The sequence below is a fragment of the Mesorhizobium sp. WSM4830 genome, assembly GCF_055811495.1.
This window is the reverse complement of sequence record NZ_JBVVQI010000013.1, coordinates 81,637-96,784: the sequence shown is the minus strand read 5'-3', so window position 1 is coordinate 96,784 and position 15,148 is coordinate 81,637. Positions and strand designations below refer to the sequence as shown.

Genomic DNA, 15,148 nt, shown 5'->3' with positions numbered 1-15,148 from the left:
CGGAAGGCGGCTCTTGCCGCTTTCACCTACAGTGGCTACATGTCGGCAACAATCGGAGACCGGCATGATCGCCCTCATTCAGACCATTGTCATGGCGCTTGACCTTTACTGGTGGATCATCATCGCCTCGGCGATATTTTCCTGGCTCTACGCCTTCAACGTCGTCAACTCGCGCAACCAGTTCGTCGACACCATCAGCAACATGCTCTACCGGCTGACGGAGCCGGCGCTGCGGCCGATCCGCCGCTTCATGCCCGATCTCGGCGGCATCGACATCTCGCCGATCATCCTGCTGCTGATCCTGTTCTTCATCCGGCAGTTCCTGCTCACCACCGTGCTTTCGCTGGTCGTCTGAGTTCAGGCGTCCCATGAGCGCGCCGTTCCGCACGCGCACCGACGGCATCGACCTATTCGTCCGGCTGACGCCGAAAGCGGCGATGGACAGGCTGGAGGGCATCGAAACATCGGCGGATGGGCGAAGCTATCTAAAAGCCCGCGTCCGCGCCGTGCCGGAAAACGGGGCCGCCAATCGAGCGCTGGAAAAGCTGGTCGGCAAAGCGCTTGGTGTGCCGGCATCGGGCGTCTCGATCGCCGCCGGCGGCACTGCTCGGCTGAAGACGCTGCGCGTGCTTGGCGATCCCGCGGCGCTAGCGAAACGCATCGATACGCTGGGCACGCCTGCGCCCTGATCTCGGCTCGCTCACCAACCCCGCAGAAAAAAGGCCGGGCTGCAAAGCCGCCAGATGTGAAGGTCGAAAACCTTCAGAGGGGAACGCGCCGGACGAATGGGAGGAAACATCCGACGCAGCGTGCATGTGGGTCGGCATTGCTGACGTTTCAATGACCGGAGACCACTATAACAGCTTCGTGAACCCAGGCTGGAGCCGTTGTCTAGGGCCGCAATCACTCCTTACGCGATGTCGTCGCGGATGCAGGCCTTCAGATGGCCCTCGGCTGTCGCCCTCAGCGGCGGCACAGCCCCTGCGCAAGCCTCCAGCGCAAACGGGCAACGGGTCCGGAAAACACAGCCCGACGGCGGGTTTGCCGGGCTGGGAATATCGCCCTTGAGCACCTGCCGGTCTTGCCTGGCCAGCGGATCGAGCGACGGAATGGCCGACAGCAGCGCGCGCGTATAGGGATGCTGCGGCCGGGCATAGAGCGCGGCCGCCGGTGCAACTTCCATGATGCGCCCGAGATAGAGCACGATGACCGTGTCGCAGATGTACTCGACGACGGCCAGATCATGCGAAATGAACAGCATGGTCAGGCCGAGCCGGAGCTGCAGGTCGCGCAACAGATTGATGATTTGCGCCTGGATCGAGACGTCGAGCGCCGAGACTGGCTCGTCGGCAACGATGAATTCCGGCTCGAGCGTCAGCGCCCGGGCGATGCCGATGCGCTGGCGCTGGCCACCCGAGAATTCATGGGCGTAGCGGTCATAAGCGTCGACCGGCAACTCGACCGCGGCAAGTGCTTTCTCGGCTTTCGCCCGCCGCTCGGACTTCTTGCCAATGGCTTGAATGTCCAGGCCTTCGGTGAGGATCTGCCCTATCGTCATGCGTGGCGACAGGCTGGCGAAGGGATCCTGGAAAATATACTGCATCTTGCGACGCTGGCGGCGCAACTGGGCGGCACTCAGCCTGGTGATGTCGGTGCCGTCATAGTTGATTTGGCCGGATGTCGGCTCGATCAGACGCAGCACCGAGCGGCCGATCGTGGTCTTGCCGGAGCCGGATTCGCCGACCAGGCCGACCACCTGGCCACGCCTGACATCGAAGGAAATATCCTCCAGCGCCCTGACGACGGGTCCGCGCGAGAATGCAGTCGGCGCAAAATACTTGGTCAGGTTTTTGACCGCGAGGAAGGGGGCGTCGGCCATCAGAGCTCCTCCCAGCGCAGGCAGCGGCTTTGCTGGGTCGGCGTCGCCGCAAACAATGGCGGGACCGCGGCGCGGCAGGCAGCGATAGCCATCGGGCAGCGCGGCGCGAAGGAACAGCCCTTGGGCAGCAAGGCGAGCGAGGGAACATTTCCGGCAATGGTCGGCAGCGGCGTTCCCGCCGCCTTCAGCGCCGTGGCCTTGCCGAGCCGCGGCACCGAGCGCAACAACCCGGCCGTATAGGGATGACGCGGACGGGTGAACACTTCGCTCACCGGACCTGTCTCGACGATACGCCCGGCATACATCACCGCTACTCGGTCGGCGATTTCGGCGACGACGCCGAGATTGTGAGTAACGAACAGGATGCCCATGCCGCGCTGCGCCTGCAGCTCGGCCAAAAGATCGAGGATCTGGGCTTGGATAGTGACGTCCAATGCCGTTGTCGGCTCGTCGGCGATCAGCAAGCCCGGATCGCAGGACAGGGCCATGGCGATGGTAGCGCGCTGGCGCATCCCGCCTGACAGCTCGTGCGGATACTGCCGCGCCCGCCGCTTCGGATCGGGAATGCCGACCTGCTCCAGCAGCCGCACCGCGTCTGCTTCTGCCTCGCGGTGCGATTTGCCGAGATGGATGCGGATCGGTTCGGCGATCTGCTCGCCGATCCTGTAGACCGGGTTTAGGCTGGTCATCGGCTCCTGGAATACCATGCCGATCTCGTTGCCGCGTATCTTGCGCAGCGACTCGGCATCGAGGCTGGTCAGCTCGGTGACCGTGCCGTTCTTGCGCCGCAACGCGATCGATCCCTCGGCAATATGTCCGACCCTTTTCGGCAACAGGCCGATGATCGACAGGCTGGTGACGGACTTGCCGGATCCGGATTCGCCGACGAGCGCCAGCGTCTCGCCGGAGCCGATCGTCAGGTCGACATCCGTTACCGCCGCGATGTCGCGCCCCGCGATGCGGAACACCGCGCGCAGTCCGGAAATCGAGAGGATCGGCGCGACACTCAGCGGAGCAGCCCCACGTCGCGAAGGATCATATCGATCTTTGCGGTTTCCTCCCCGTTCAGGCTGCGTTGCGGCCGCGCCATGGTGTTCGAGGCGATGATGCCGAGGCTCTTCATCGCTGCCTTGAAGGCGCCGACGCCGGCCGAGCCGGCGCTTGTCCTGCCAAGCGATATCCAGACGATCTCGAACAGCTTTAAAAGCCGCTCCTGTTCCACCCGGGCTTCGGCATGCTGGCCGGCCTGCATCAGCTTCCACAGCCTGACATAGCCATGCGGGTCGACATTGGCGAGGCCCGGCACGACGCCATGCGCCCCCATGGCCAGCACACTGTCGACCAGGATCTCGGAGCCGGTCATGCCGAAGAAGCTGGGGTAGTCGGCCATGTCCTTGAGCACGTAGCGCAGATTGCCGTCATCGCCGCTGGAATCCTTGATGCCCGCGATGGCGCCTTCCCTGGCGAGGCCGACGGTGGTCTTACGCTCCAGCTTGACGTGAACGCAGACCGGGATGTCGTAGGCGATGACCGGGATATCGATCGCATCCTTGACATAGCGGAAGTGGTCACCGATCTCCGGCTGGCTGGTGCGGGTATAGAACGGCGCGGTGACAACAATGGCGTTGGCGCCGGCCGATCTGGCGATGCGGGCGTGGTTGATGACACGATCGGTCGTCGGATCGATGACGCCGGCGAAGATCGGAACCCGGCCGTTATTGACCTTGACCGCATGCTCGAGGATGGCCCTGCGGCCCGCTTCGTCGTGGAAGACCACCTCGCTGGTCGAGCCGAGCACGAACAGCCCGTGAACACCGCCGTCGAGCAGGTTCTCGATAGTGCGCGTGAACGACGGGAAATCGATGCTGAAATCGGCATTGAGCGGGGTGACGACAGGTGGCACGACGCCGGTAAACAGGGGCATTTTGATGAACCTTTGAGGTCAGTTGAGATCGGAGCGAGGGTCGAATGCGTCGCGCAAGCCGTCGCCGATGAAATTGATGGCGAGCACGGTGAGCACCAGTGCGGCGCCCGGGAACATCCATTGCCAGGGGTAATTTTCCAGCACGACGGTGGAGCGGGCGAGATTGAGCATGTTGCCCCAGCTGGCTTCGGGCGGTGCGATGCCGAGGCCGAGGAAGGACAGGCCGGCCTCGAGCAGGATGGCGTTGGCGATCTGCAAGGTGGCGTAGACGACCAGGATATCGATGCAATTGGGCAGGCCGTGCCGGAACAGCAGATGCGGCAGCCCCGCCCCCATGCCGCGGGCGGCGACGACAAAGTCGCGCTCGCGCAGTTCGAGCAGCCGGGCACGCACCATGCGCGACAGCACCGGCCAGGAGAGCAGCGAGATCACCAGGATGGTCGGGGCGATGCCGGTGCCAGCAATCGAAGCCAGCACCAGCAGGAAGATCACCGGCGGCAGCGTCATCGCCAGGTCGACCAGGCGCATCACCGTGCCGTCGACAAGCCGCCCGCCAAAGCTGGCGATGGCGCCGACCAGGAAGCCGATGACGGTCGAGATGGCAACCGAACAGATGGCAACCAGCAGTGAGATCCGCCCGCCTTGCAGCAACCTGGCCATGACATCACGCCCGACGCCATCGCTGCCCAGCCAATGAATGGCGGACGGCGCCTTGTTCATCGCCCTGAGGTCGATGGCATTCGGGCCGAACGGCCACCACAGAGGATAGGTCGAAACCGCCAGCAGGATCGGGATGACGATCAAAAGCCCGGCACGTGCCGCGCGGTTTTCAAAAAAGCGGTCGAGCGCGCGGCGAAGCGGGCCTTTGGTCTGCGGCGCGGCTGTCGGGTCAACTGTAGGATCTGGCGCGGTGATTGCCATTAAGCCACCTGAATGCGCGGGTCGACGACGGCATAGACGACGTCGGTCAAGAGGTTGACCAGGATGACGCAAACGCCGATCACCAGGGTAGCGCCCATGATCACCGGGTAGTCGCGGGTGCCGACAGCGTTGACCAGAAGCAGTCCCATGCCCGGCCAGTTGAACACGCTTTCCAGGAAGATGGCGCCGCCGACGGCGATGCCGACGGTCGAGCCGATCAGGGTAATCACCGGCAAGAGCGCATTGCGGGTGGCGTGCTTGATGATCACCCAGAACTCGCGCACGCCCTTGGCGCGCGCCGTCCGCACGTAGTCCTGGTTGAGCACTTCCAGCAGCGAGGCGCGCATGTAGCGCATGATCAGCGCGGCATGGCCGATAGACAGCAGGCAGGCGGGCAGGACGAGGTGCGCAAGCACATCCGACGCCGAGAACGGCGCACCCGCGGTCTGCATGCCGCCGGACGGTGCCCAGCGCAGCAATACCGAGAAGAAATAGAGGCCAAGCAGCGCCGTCAGAAAAGCTGGGCTGGAGATACCGATAAACGACAGCACCGACAGCGCGATGTCGGACGGTTCGTTACGGCGCACCGCGCTGAAAATGCCGGCGGAAATGCCGAGCATGATGGCGATCGCCAGGCCCGTGCCCATCAACAGCGCCGTCGGGCCGATGCGTTCCATGACCAGCGGCAGCACGGCAACGCCGCTGCGCTGGATCGAATAGCCGAAGTCACCGCTCAGCGCCGCACGCAGCCAGGCGAGATATTGCACGGGAAGCGGCCGATCGAGCCCGAGCCGTTCGCGCAGGCCCTCGAGGTCGGAAGCCGACATGGGGACCGACGGGTTGATATAGGCGTCGATCGGATCGCCCGGCGCCAGCCGCAGCAGGATGAAGATGAGGACGCTGAGCGCGACCAGCATCAGCAGTCCTGTGGCGCTGCGGCGGGCGATGAAGCTCAGCATGGGCTTTCCGTGGCGGTGGCAGGCGGCGCCAAAGTGGTCCCGCCGGCTCGCTTGGTTGCGGGGTTCTTACTGGATGTCCCAGTGCTCGGGGTGAGCTGCGTAGGGGCCGCCGCCCGGCGCCGGCGTCCAGACGAAGTCACGCAGCTTGTTGGAGGCCACGCCATAGCGGTTGGCCACCCACAAAGTCGCCCAGGGCAGCTCCTTGTTCATCACCTTGCAGACCTCCTGCCAGGAGGCGTCGAGCTTGGCCGGATCGGTCTGGCCGAGCGCAGCGTCCAACGCGGTGCTCAGGTCGTCGAACTCGATGCGCATGGTGTTGAAGCCTGCCGGCGGGATCTGCGACTTATTGAGGCCGGGATTGAGGCCGGCCGGGTTGGGGCCGTTCTGCAGGCCGGCATAGACCATCGGAAACGCATTCCAGTCCGGCGTGCCTTGCTTGTAGACGATGCCGTTATAGGTCGGCGTATCGACGACCCGCGGCACCACATTGATGCCGACCTCGGCCAGCATCGACTGGACAGCGGCCATCACATTGGCCGCTTGCGGCGAGCCGTAATAGGTCAGCAAGGTGATCGGCTTGTCGCCGTTGATCTTGTCCCAGCCCGCCTCGCTCAGCAGCGCCTTGGCCTTTGCCGGATCGTAGGCATAGGGTTCGAGGCCTGCGGGAACGAGATGCGGCGCGACATAGCCGCAATTGGCTGGCTTGGCGGCACCGCCGTAGAGGCTGTCGATGATGGCGTTGCGATCGATCGCGTGCATGATCGCCTGGCGGACACGGATGTCCCTAAACAGGTCGACCTTCTGGTTCAGGCCGATATAGTTGACCACATAGGAGGCACCTTCGATCACCTTGAAATTGCTGTCGCTCTTGAACGATGCCGCATCGTCGGGCTCGACATAGGTGAACTGTATCTCGCCGGCACGGAGCGCGGCAACCGCCGCCGCCGGCGACTCGAAATAGCGGTTGATGAGCGCGTCTACCTTCGGCTTGCCGCCGCGATAATCGTCATCGGCTGCCAGTTCGACATACTGATCGGTCACGTAGCGCTTGAACTTGAATGGGCCGGTGCCGACCGGAGCGGTCGACCACCAGGTGCTTGTCGCCAGCGATTCTGGCGGCAGAGCGGCCAGGGCATGCTCCGGCAGGATCATCAGCTGCGAGACGATGGATAGAAACGAGCCGTTCGGTTTCGATAGCTTCACCACTGCGGTGTGGTCATCCGGCGCATCGACTGAGGCGATGTTGGCGAGGCGGGCGGCAAACAGACTGCCGGAGGCCTTGTTCTTGGCAAGCTCGAGGGTAAACTTGACGTCCTTCGAGGTGAACGGTTTGCCGTCATGCCAGGTCTCGTTGACCAGGTTGAACGTATAGCTCAGCCGGTCGTCGCTGATCTTGTAATCCTTGGCGAGGTCGCCTTCGATATCGGTCAGCCCGGCATTGTAGATGACCAGCGGTTCAAAATATGTGCTGAGCCAGGTGTAGCCGCCCGTCGCGACCAGCGGGTTGAAGTTCTTGGGAAAACCGCCGGGGCCGACGTCGAAGCCGCCCGCAATGGTCTTGGCGCTTTGTGCCTGGACACTGGCCAACGGGGCAATGCTGGCGAGCAGCAGCCCGGCGACTGAGAATGCGATGGTCCTGATGCGCATGGTTTCCTCCCTTGGCATATTCAGGTTGTTCTTCAGCTTGCTCGGTTTTTGGCGATAACCTGCTGGATCCCCCGGTAATGGTCGTCGAGCCGCCGACGCGCCTGGTTGACATCCTTGGCGGCGACAGCCTCGACGATCTCGTGATGGTCGCGCCATGTCGCCAGCGGCGTTGGATTATCGAGATTGGTGAAATTCGAGGCCTTGTTGAACGCCGTCCAGAAGATGTCGATCAGCGCGCTCAGCATGTGATTGTTCTGGCAGCGGAATAGCAGCTGATGGAATTGCTGGTCCTCTTCGGCGAAGCTCTCATGTCGCTCGGCACGTTGCCGCATGCGCTCGGTCAACTGGCGCAGCGCCTCGATGTCCTCGGCACTGATCATCTCGATCGTCTTGGCGATGAGGCCGGTTTCCAGCACGCGGCGGATTTCGCGCAGCTCTTCGACATCGCGCAGCGAATCCTGCAAACCGTAGGCCAGGTTATCCAGCAGCGGCTTGAACGAGAACTCCTTGACGAACACGCCGATGCCGCGCCGCGTCTCCAAGATGCCGATCGATTCCAGCGCCTTGATGGCTTCGCGAACAGAGTTGCGGCCGACGCCGAGCCGCTGCGCCAGGAATGTCTCCGGCGGCAAGGGATCGCCTGCCTTGAGCTGGTTGCTTTCGATATAGGCCCTGAGGCTTTCCTGCACGGTGACGTGAAGAAGCGGCGGTCTGCTCAACGGTTCAATCGACTTCAGTTCCGCCATCCCACTGCTTTCATCATCGTCCGGATTAGCCTGCCCGCTTGTCGTATAGCTACTTGTAGGATATCCTGCAAGCCCATAACAACCCTGCTGCCTTCGAATGAAGATTGCCCTCGCCGGCTCGAGCCACTGGCACGCCGAAATGCACCTCGACGCCGCACGCTTTTGCGGTGCGGAGATCGCTGGTATCTGGGACGAGGATCCTGGCCAAGCGCATGCGTTCGCCGCGCACCACGACCTGCCGTTTATCGAAGATTTCACGGAGATCCTCTCCAGCCCGCCGGATGTGATCCTGTTGATGGGGCACCCTTCGACGGTGCCGGCACGGGTTCGTGCGATCATCGCGGCAGGGATACCGCTGATCCTCGAGAAGCCGGCGGCCAGCCATACGAGGGAACTGATGGCGCTGCGCGACCTTGCCAGGCAGTACCAGGCTTTTGTCGCTGTTCCCCTGCCCAACCGTTTCGGACCGGCCGTCACGGCGTTTGAACGGCTGCGCCGGCAAGGTCGCGCCGGCCCGGTGGCGCATTGCCAGTTCCGGCTGGTCAATGGCCCGCCGCAACGCTACGTCGCCGACGGTGTCGCCTGGGTCGTCGACCCGGCGGTTGGTGGCGGGGGTGCGTTGAGGAATCTCGGCATACACGGCGTCGACGCGGCACTCAGCCTCGCAACCGGCAAGCTCGACCTGAAAAGCGTTTCGATCGCGAACCGCATTCATCCCGGCCCGGTCGAGGATCATGCGCTGCTGGTGCTGGAAGACGAGGCCGGCGCGCTGTTCATCGTCGAGGCCGGTTATACCTTTGCCTCGATGCGCCCCGGCGGTGACTTCGAGTGGCGCATCGTCAGTGCCAATGCCACCCTCATCGATCATGGCGACCGGACCATTTGCGCCACGCTCGACGACGCGGCAATCGTCGACTTGCCGGTCGAACTGCCGGCAACGCGCTATCGTCTGTTCATGCGCGATACGCTTGACCGGCTGGCCAAAAAGGCGCCTCCGCCGGTGTCCATCGAGGATTATGTTGCGGCGATGTCGCTGATCGACGCCGCTTATCAAAAGGCAGGATCATGATTGGAATAGGAATTATCGGCGCCGGCGATTTCGGCGCAGCCCATGCGCGGGCAATCCGTGAGGTTGGCGGCATTCGCCTCGTTGCCGCTTCTCGTGGAAATGCCGACGCGCTGCAGCGCTTCACCGCCGAACATGGCGGCCGCGGTTACGCCGACTGGCGCAAGCTCCTGGACGACAAGGAGGTGGACACGGTGCTCATCGCCAGCCCGCACCACCTCCATGCGGAAATGGCCATCGGCGCGGCAAACGCCGGCAAGCATATCCTGCTCGAAAAGCCGATGGCGCCGACGGCGGCCGCCTGCGATGCGATCAATGCCGCCGTGGCCAAGGGCGGCGTCAAGCTGATGGTCGCCCATCTCATGCATTTCGCCCTGCCCTGCATCGCGGCCAGGCAAATTCTTGAGGGAGGCGAGCTAGGCCGGCCGCTCACCGGATCGAGTTGGATCATCAAGCTGTGGATGGAGCACAATCGCCGCGACTGGCATCTGCGCAAGGCGACCGGCGGCGGCATGCTGTTGACGGCCGGCATCCACGCGCTCGACCGCCTCGTCTGGCTGATGGATGACGATGTCGTGTCGGTGAGCGGCATGCTCGGCGCCAAGTTCCATGACCAGGAAGCAGACGACAGCGCCTTGCTCGGACTGCGCTTCGCCGGCGGCGGCGTCGGCCAGGTGCAGAGCGTCGGCTATCGCACCGGCGCTTCCACCTACGCCATGGATCTGGTCTGCGAGCAGGGAACGCTGCGCATCGACATGGACCGCGGCACGATGCTTGGCCGCGATACGGTCTGGACCGAGTTGCCCGGTTCCTTTGAGCCGAACTGGATGCATAACGCGCTGGTGCGCGAATGGAGCGCAATGCGCGATGCCATTGCCTACGATACGCCGGTGCCGGTCGACGGTATCTATGCACGCAAGATGATCGCCATTATCGAGGCTGCCTTCGCATCGAACGAAACCCGCCGCGAACACGAGATCGCCGGTGCACGCTGACCCTAACGACCATCTGGCCCGCTTGCCCACACACGCGCCGCGCGGCGTCTGGGGTGCGGTGATGTTGGCCATCGACCATCGCGGAGCGATCGACTGGCAGGCGACGGAAGAGACGATCGCCCGGCTCTGCGCCTCAGGCGTCGAAGGCGTCTATTCCAATGGCACGGCCTGCGAATTCCATTGCCAGACCGAGCCCGAATTCGACCGGCTTTGTGAGTTGGTCGCAACCATAGCCGGCCGCGCGCGCCTTCCTTTCCAGATCGGCATCAGCCAGTCCAATCCGCGCGTCGCGCTGGAGCGGCTGACACGGGTGGCCGTACTTCGCCCGGCGGCGGTGCAGTTCACCTTGCCCGACTGGTGGCCGCCCAGCGACGACGAGGTCATGCGCTTTGCCGGCGGCCTGTGCGAAGTCGCGCCCGAAACGCCGCTGGTGCTCTACAACCCGCCGCACGCTAAGCGTCGGCTGACGCTCGACGGCATCGCCAGGCTGCGTGCGGCCGTGCCATCGCTGATCGGCGCCAAGCTGCCGGGCGGCGACGCCGGCTGGTATGCCGACATGCGCCGCAAACTGGACGGATTTTCCGTTTTCGTCCCCGGCCACACGCTGGCAACAGGTTATGCCGGGGGAGCCCATGGCAGCTATTCCAACGTTGCCTGCCTCAACCCGAAGGGCGCGGTGATGTGGTGGCGGATGATCCGTACCGACATGGCCGCCGCTGCCGAGGTCGAGGCCCGCATACAGGCCTTCCTCGCCGCACATGTCCTACCGTTTCGCACCCGTTACAATGTCAGCGATGCGGCACTCGACAAGGCGATGGCGGCGGCCGGCGGCTGGGCGCCGCTCGGCCCGCGACTGCTCTGGCCCTACAGCTCCGTTCCCGATCAGGAAATCCCGACACTGGCCAGGGCCGCTCACGCGGCTTTCCCGGAATGGTGGTAGCGCGCGATTTCACGAAACCGGTTTAGTAAAGCGGTTTACAAGCGTAAATTCCTGTGCTGAACTCTGCCCATCGGCAAACGCTGGGCGAAGTCGCCTCATGAAGAAACCCACAGCATCCACGATCAGGAACGTCGCACATGCGGCCGGCGTCTCGGTCACCACCGTGTCGCGTCACCTGAACGGCCGCATCAAGCTCCCGGCGGAAACCAGCGAACGCATCAGGGCGGCGGTGGCGGAACTGGAATATCGCCCCAACGCCATCGCGCGACGGCTGAGCAAGGGCCGTAGCGAAACCATCGGCCTGATCGTTTCCGACATCTCCTACCCATTTTTCGCCGCCATCGCGAGTGCGGCCGAAGAGGAGGCAAGCCGGCTCGGCTACAGCCTGGTGATGTTCAACAGCCGCAACATCGCCGCCAAGGAACTGGGCTTCCTGTCGCGCATCGACGACGCGCAGGTCGACGGTATCCTGCTGATGACCAACCATCCGGACGATGGCGCACTGGTCCAGAAGATCAATGCCTGCAGCAACGTCGTCCTGGTCGACGAGGACGTTCCCGGCGCCATTGCGCCGCGCCTGTTTGCCGATAACCGTCGCGGCGCCAGGCTGGCGACCGAGCATCTTCTGGATAGTGGCCACCAGGCGATCGCCTTTGTCGGCGGCCCACCGGCGCTGCTCAGCAGCAGGGAGCGGTTCGGAGCCTTCGAGGAATGCCTCGAACGCAGAGGCCTGCAGCTCGAGCCCGGCTACGTCTTTTTCGGCGACTATGACGAGGAGTCCGGCCTGCGCGCGATCCGGCGGTTCGCTGCACTCGACAACCCGCCGACCGCAATCTTCGCCTCTGCAGACATGCTGGCGCTGGGGATTTTGCAAGGCTGTCGCAAGCTCGGCATCAGCGTGCCCGCCGATCTGTCGCTGGTCGGTTTCGACGACATCCGCAATGTCGACCTGCTCGATCCGCCGCTGACGGCCATCCGTCAGTCGGCGGAGGAATTCGGCCGTCGAGCCGTCGGCCTGTTGATCGACCACATCAACGGCGTCGAAATACCGGACGCGGCGCCGGTTGCGGTGAAACTTGTCGTGCGCCACTCCGTGGGCGCGCCGCGCAGGACGCATTGGAAACTGGCTGGAAACGCCTCAGCGGAAAACCGACCGCCGGCAAGAGTGGGAATTTGAACAGAGACGGATCAAATCCGCGAAGACATGCAGTCCACCATCAACAATGGGAGAATGAAAAATGACAATCTCGCATTTCGCACAAGACGCGGCGCAGATCGCGCTGGAAAAATTCAACCGCGGTGAGATCGATCGCCGCTCTTTCCTCTTTGCTCTCGGCGGCCTCGGACTTGTGACCGCCTTCAAGCCCGGCGTTGCCCAGGCCGACGCCTCCGAAATCGTCGTCTGCAACTGGGGAGGGGCTGCGGCGGACGCCTTCGCCAAGGCCTATGGCGAACCTTTCACCCAGAAGAGCGGCATGAAAGTGGTGATCGACGGGGCAGGGCCTGCGATCGGCACAATCCGGGCCATGGTCGAGTCCGGCAAGGTCATCTGGGATGCCACCGACGGCGGCATGATCGATTCCCTGACGCTGGGCAAGGGCAATCTGGTCGAGAAGATCGACTACACGATCGTCGACAAGTCGCAGGTGCCCGAGAATTTCGCCGGCGAGTTCGGCATCTCGAACTACGTCTATTCGAACGTGCTTGCCTACGATGCCGACGCAACCAAGGGTGTCGCGCCGACAGGGTGGGCCGACTTCTTCGACACGGCCAAATTCCCCGGCAAGCGCACAATGTGCAAATGGATCCAGGGGCAGCTCGAATTCGTCCTCATGGCGGACGGGGTCGCGCCCGCCGACCTCTACCCACTCGACGTCGACCGGGCGTTCAAGAAGTTGAAGCCGATGCTCGCCGACATCATCTTCTGGGAAGGCGGCGCGCAGACCCAGCAACTGTTCCGCGAGGGCGAAGTGGCGATGGGCAACATCTGGCACACCCGCGCCAATCTCCTGCACAAAGAGACCCCCGACAAATTCAAGTGGATCTGGGAACAGAACATCCTTTCGGCCAGCGCGTGGTCGGTTCCGAAGGGCAATCCCGCCGGCAAGAAAGTGTTCGACTTCATCAATTCGACGCTCGATCCGGCCGGCCAGCTCGTGCTGCTGCAGATCATGGGCAACGGACCGTCCAACCCCAAGACGCTCGCCTTGATGACGCCGGAGGACGCCCTCGTGAATCCGACGACGAAGGAAAATGCTGCCTCGCAGATCATGCTCAATCCCGCTTATTACGCGGAACACGAGACCGAGCTCCAGAACAAATACCTAGACTTCATCTCGAGCTGAGAGGGCGAGCCAACAAGGAAAGGCCGCCCCCGGCAAAGTTGGCGGCCTATGTCCGATGCGAAATTTCAAAACAACAGCTTTGCTGCTGACGGTTCCCGCCAGCCTGGTGGCAATCGGCCTGTATGCGGCGCCGATCCTGCAGGTTCTGGCGTTGAGCCTGACCGAGCCGAAGCTCGGCCTTGCCAACTACCAGAACCTGTTCGCCAACGCAGCGGTCGGCCGCGTCGTCATGACGACGCTCAAAGTGTCCGTCATGACGACGGTGATAACGGTGCTGGCAAGCTATGTCGTCGCCTTCGCCATCATCCATATGTCGGCGGGCTGGCGCCGCATCTCGCTGTTCCTGGTGCTAGTGCCGTTCTGGATATCGGTGCTGGTCAGGGCGTTTTCCTGGATCACCATCCTGCGCCGGCGGGGCGTCCTCAACAGCGCCTTGATGGATATGGGCGTGATCTCGACGCCGCTCGACCTCGTCTACAATCTTTTCGGCGTCACCATCGGCATGGTGCACTATATGATGCCGTTCGCCATCCTGCTGCTCTATGCCAATCTGTCCGATATCGACCGCCGCATCATGCAGGCGGCACGCTCGCTGGGCGCGCGTCCGGCAACGATCTTCTGGCGCGTCTGGCTGCCGCTAAGCCTGCCCGGCATCGCGTTGGCGACACTGTTCGTCTTCGTTTTCTCGCTTGGCTTTCTGGTGACGCCGGCCCTGCTCGGCGCCGGCAAGACCCTGATGATCGCCGAATATATCTCTGTGCAGATCTCGAGCACCTCGCGCTGGGATCTAGCGACATCGCTGTCGACCATGCTGCTTCTGGTGGTCGGCATCATCGTCTTTGCCGCCATGCGCAGTCCGGCGCTGCGCGCCGCCTTCGTCGCCAGGCCGCAGCAATGAAGCCGCGGCGCATCCTCGAGATCGGACTGCCGCGCCTTGTGGCATGGTGCTTGCTCGGCTTCCTGTTCGTACCGATCCTGGTGGTGATCCCGGTCGCATTGACCGACCGCGATTATCTGTCGTTGCCGCAGGACGGCATTTCGATGGAGCATTTCGCGGCGCTCGCCGACTGGAGTAAGGGTTGGCTACCCAGCATGCTGACCAGTGCCGGCATCGCGCTTGCCTGCGCTGCGATCGCCACCGCGCTCGGCGTCGCTTTCGCCGTCGGCGCCTGGGCGGCAGGAGGCTGGTGGCCATCCCTAATGCGCATACTTCTGCTGTCGCCGATGATCGTGCCGCCGATCATATACGCCGTCGGCATGGTCAAGCTGTGGGCGCGTCTGTCGCTGCTCGACAGCTATACCGGCGTTATCCTTGTACATGTCGTGCTGGCCTTGCCGTTGACCGTGCTGGCGATCGGTGCCTCGCTGTCCAATCTCAATCAGAAGCTGGTACAGGCTGCCAGAAGCCTCGGCGCCAGGCCGATGACCGTGTTCGGCAAGGTGATCTTGCCGAACATCGTGCCTGGCGTTGCCGCGGGCGCGCTGCTCGCCTTCGTCGCCTCCTGGGACGAGATCACGGTGACGCTTTTCATCACCGGGCGCGCCGTCGTCACGTTGCCACGCCGCATCTGGACCAGCATCCAGGATGCGGTCGATCCGGCGCTGGCGGCGATAGCCACCGTCCTGCTCGTCATAACGGTGCTGGCGCTTGCCGCACGCGCGCTGGCCGCACGCCGACAACGGAAATCCTAGTTCAAGCCCCGGTCGCCGGGGACAATCGAGGAAA

At 63.5% G+C, this 15,148-nt stretch carries 16 protein-coding genes; 9 read left to right on the top strand and 7 right to left on the bottom strand.

Annotated features, from left to right (window positions below; translation table 11 throughout):
• Positions 1-64 precede the first annotated feature (64 nt).
• On the top strand, positions 65-355 hold the full coding sequence (locus AC0L2Y_RS18090) for a YggT family protein (RefSeq protein WP_023678162.1): 291 nt from the start codon (positions 65-67) through the stop codon (positions 353-355).
• Between the two features lie 13 nt (positions 356-368).
• Positions 369-689 (top strand): DUF167 family protein, encoded by a 321-nt coding sequence (locus tag AC0L2Y_RS18085; RefSeq protein WP_352669414.1) that lies wholly within the window; start codon positions 369-371, stop codon positions 687-689.
• Between the two features lie 221 nt (positions 690-910).
• Here the strand turns inward: AC0L2Y_RS18085 and AC0L2Y_RS18080 are convergent, their stop codons facing one another.
• The 7 genes from AC0L2Y_RS18080 to AC0L2Y_RS18050 all read right to left on the bottom strand — a co-directional run bounded on the left by AC0L2Y_RS18080 (position 911) and on the right by AC0L2Y_RS18050 (position 8,076).
• Positions 911-1,879 carry an ABC transporter ATP-binding protein gene (locus tag AC0L2Y_RS18080; RefSeq protein ID WP_473558308.1) on the bottom strand — a complete coding sequence of 323 codons (969 nt, stop codon included), beginning with the start codon at positions 1,877-1,879 and terminating at the stop codon, positions 911-913.
• Positions 1,879-2,889, bottom strand: coding sequence for an ABC transporter ATP-binding protein (locus AC0L2Y_RS18075; RefSeq protein WP_473558459.1), 1,011 nt, complete (start codon positions 2,887-2,889; stop codon positions 1,879-1,881). The genes AC0L2Y_RS18080 and AC0L2Y_RS18075 overlap by 1 nt, the downstream gene beginning before the upstream one ends.
• Complete coding sequence (locus AC0L2Y_RS18070; RefSeq protein WP_473558307.1) at positions 2,886-3,803, bottom strand: dihydrodipicolinate synthase family protein; 918 nt, start codon at positions 3,801-3,803, stop codon at positions 2,886-2,888. The genes AC0L2Y_RS18075 and AC0L2Y_RS18070 overlap by 4 nt, the downstream gene beginning before the upstream one ends.
• Before the next feature lie 18 nt (positions 3,804-3,821).
• Entirely contained in the window at positions 3,822-4,724 is a 903-nt protein-coding gene (locus AC0L2Y_RS18065; RefSeq protein ID WP_473558304.1) for an ABC transporter permease, read from the bottom strand.
• A complete protein-coding gene (locus AC0L2Y_RS18060; RefSeq protein ID WP_473558301.1) occupies positions 4,724-5,683 on the bottom strand; it encodes an ABC transporter permease in 960 nt (319 codons plus the stop codon). The genes AC0L2Y_RS18065 and AC0L2Y_RS18060 overlap by 1 nt, the downstream gene beginning before the upstream one ends.
• Before the next feature lie 66 nt (positions 5,684-5,749).
• On the bottom strand, positions 5,750-7,330 hold the full coding sequence (locus AC0L2Y_RS18055) for an ABC transporter substrate-binding protein (RefSeq protein WP_473558299.1): 1,581 nt from the start codon (positions 7,328-7,330) through the stop codon (positions 5,750-5,752).
• 32 nt (positions 7,331-7,362) lie between these two features.
• Positions 7,363-8,076 (bottom strand): FadR/GntR family transcriptional regulator, encoded by a 714-nt coding sequence (locus AC0L2Y_RS18050; RefSeq protein ID WP_473558297.1) that lies wholly within the window; start codon positions 8,074-8,076, stop codon positions 7,363-7,365.
• 97 nt (positions 8,077-8,173) lie between these two features.
• Between AC0L2Y_RS18050 and AC0L2Y_RS18045 the strand changes: the two genes are divergently transcribed.
• The 7 genes from AC0L2Y_RS18045 to AC0L2Y_RS18015 all read left to right on the top strand — a co-directional run bounded on the left by AC0L2Y_RS18045 (position 8,174) and on the right by AC0L2Y_RS18015 (position 15,114).
• Positions 8,174-9,145, top strand: coding sequence for a Gfo/Idh/MocA family protein (locus AC0L2Y_RS18045; RefSeq protein ID WP_352492233.1), 972 nt, complete (start codon positions 8,174-8,176; stop codon positions 9,143-9,145).
• Positions 9,142-10,137 (top strand): Gfo/Idh/MocA family protein, encoded by a 996-nt coding sequence (locus tag AC0L2Y_RS18040; RefSeq protein ID WP_352492234.1) that lies wholly within the window; start codon positions 9,142-9,144, stop codon positions 10,135-10,137. Before AC0L2Y_RS18045 ends, AC0L2Y_RS18040 begins: the two co-directional genes overlap by 4 nt.
• Positions 10,127-11,077, top strand: coding sequence for a dihydrodipicolinate synthase family protein (locus tag AC0L2Y_RS18035; RefSeq protein WP_352492235.1), 951 nt, complete (start codon positions 10,127-10,129; stop codon positions 11,075-11,077). The genes AC0L2Y_RS18040 and AC0L2Y_RS18035 overlap by 11 nt, the downstream gene beginning before the upstream one ends.
• Positions 11,078-11,174: 97 nt before the next feature.
• The gene (locus tag AC0L2Y_RS18030; RefSeq protein ID WP_352492236.1) at positions 11,175-12,254 is read left to right on the top strand and encodes a LacI family DNA-binding transcriptional regulator; all 1,080 of its coding nucleotides are present in this window, start codon (positions 11,175-11,177) and stop codon (positions 12,252-12,254) included.
• A gap of 61 nt (positions 12,255-12,315) precedes the next feature.
• Positions 12,316-13,422: an ABC transporter substrate-binding protein gene (locus AC0L2Y_RS18025; RefSeq protein ID WP_473558293.1), complete on the top strand. Its 1,107-nt coding sequence runs from the start codon at positions 12,316-12,318 to the stop codon at positions 13,420-13,422.
• A 55-nt stretch (positions 13,423-13,477) separates the two neighbouring features.
• Positions 13,478-14,320, top strand: a complete 843-nt coding sequence (locus AC0L2Y_RS18020) for an ABC transporter permease (RefSeq protein WP_473558290.1) — start codon at positions 13,478-13,480, stop codon at positions 14,318-14,320.
• Positions 14,317-15,114 (top strand): ABC transporter permease, encoded by a 798-nt coding sequence (locus AC0L2Y_RS18015; protein WP_473558288.1) that lies wholly within the window; start codon positions 14,317-14,319, stop codon positions 15,112-15,114. Before AC0L2Y_RS18020 ends, AC0L2Y_RS18015 begins: the two co-directional genes overlap by 4 nt.
• The last annotated feature ends 34 nt before the right edge of the window (positions 15,115-15,148 follow it).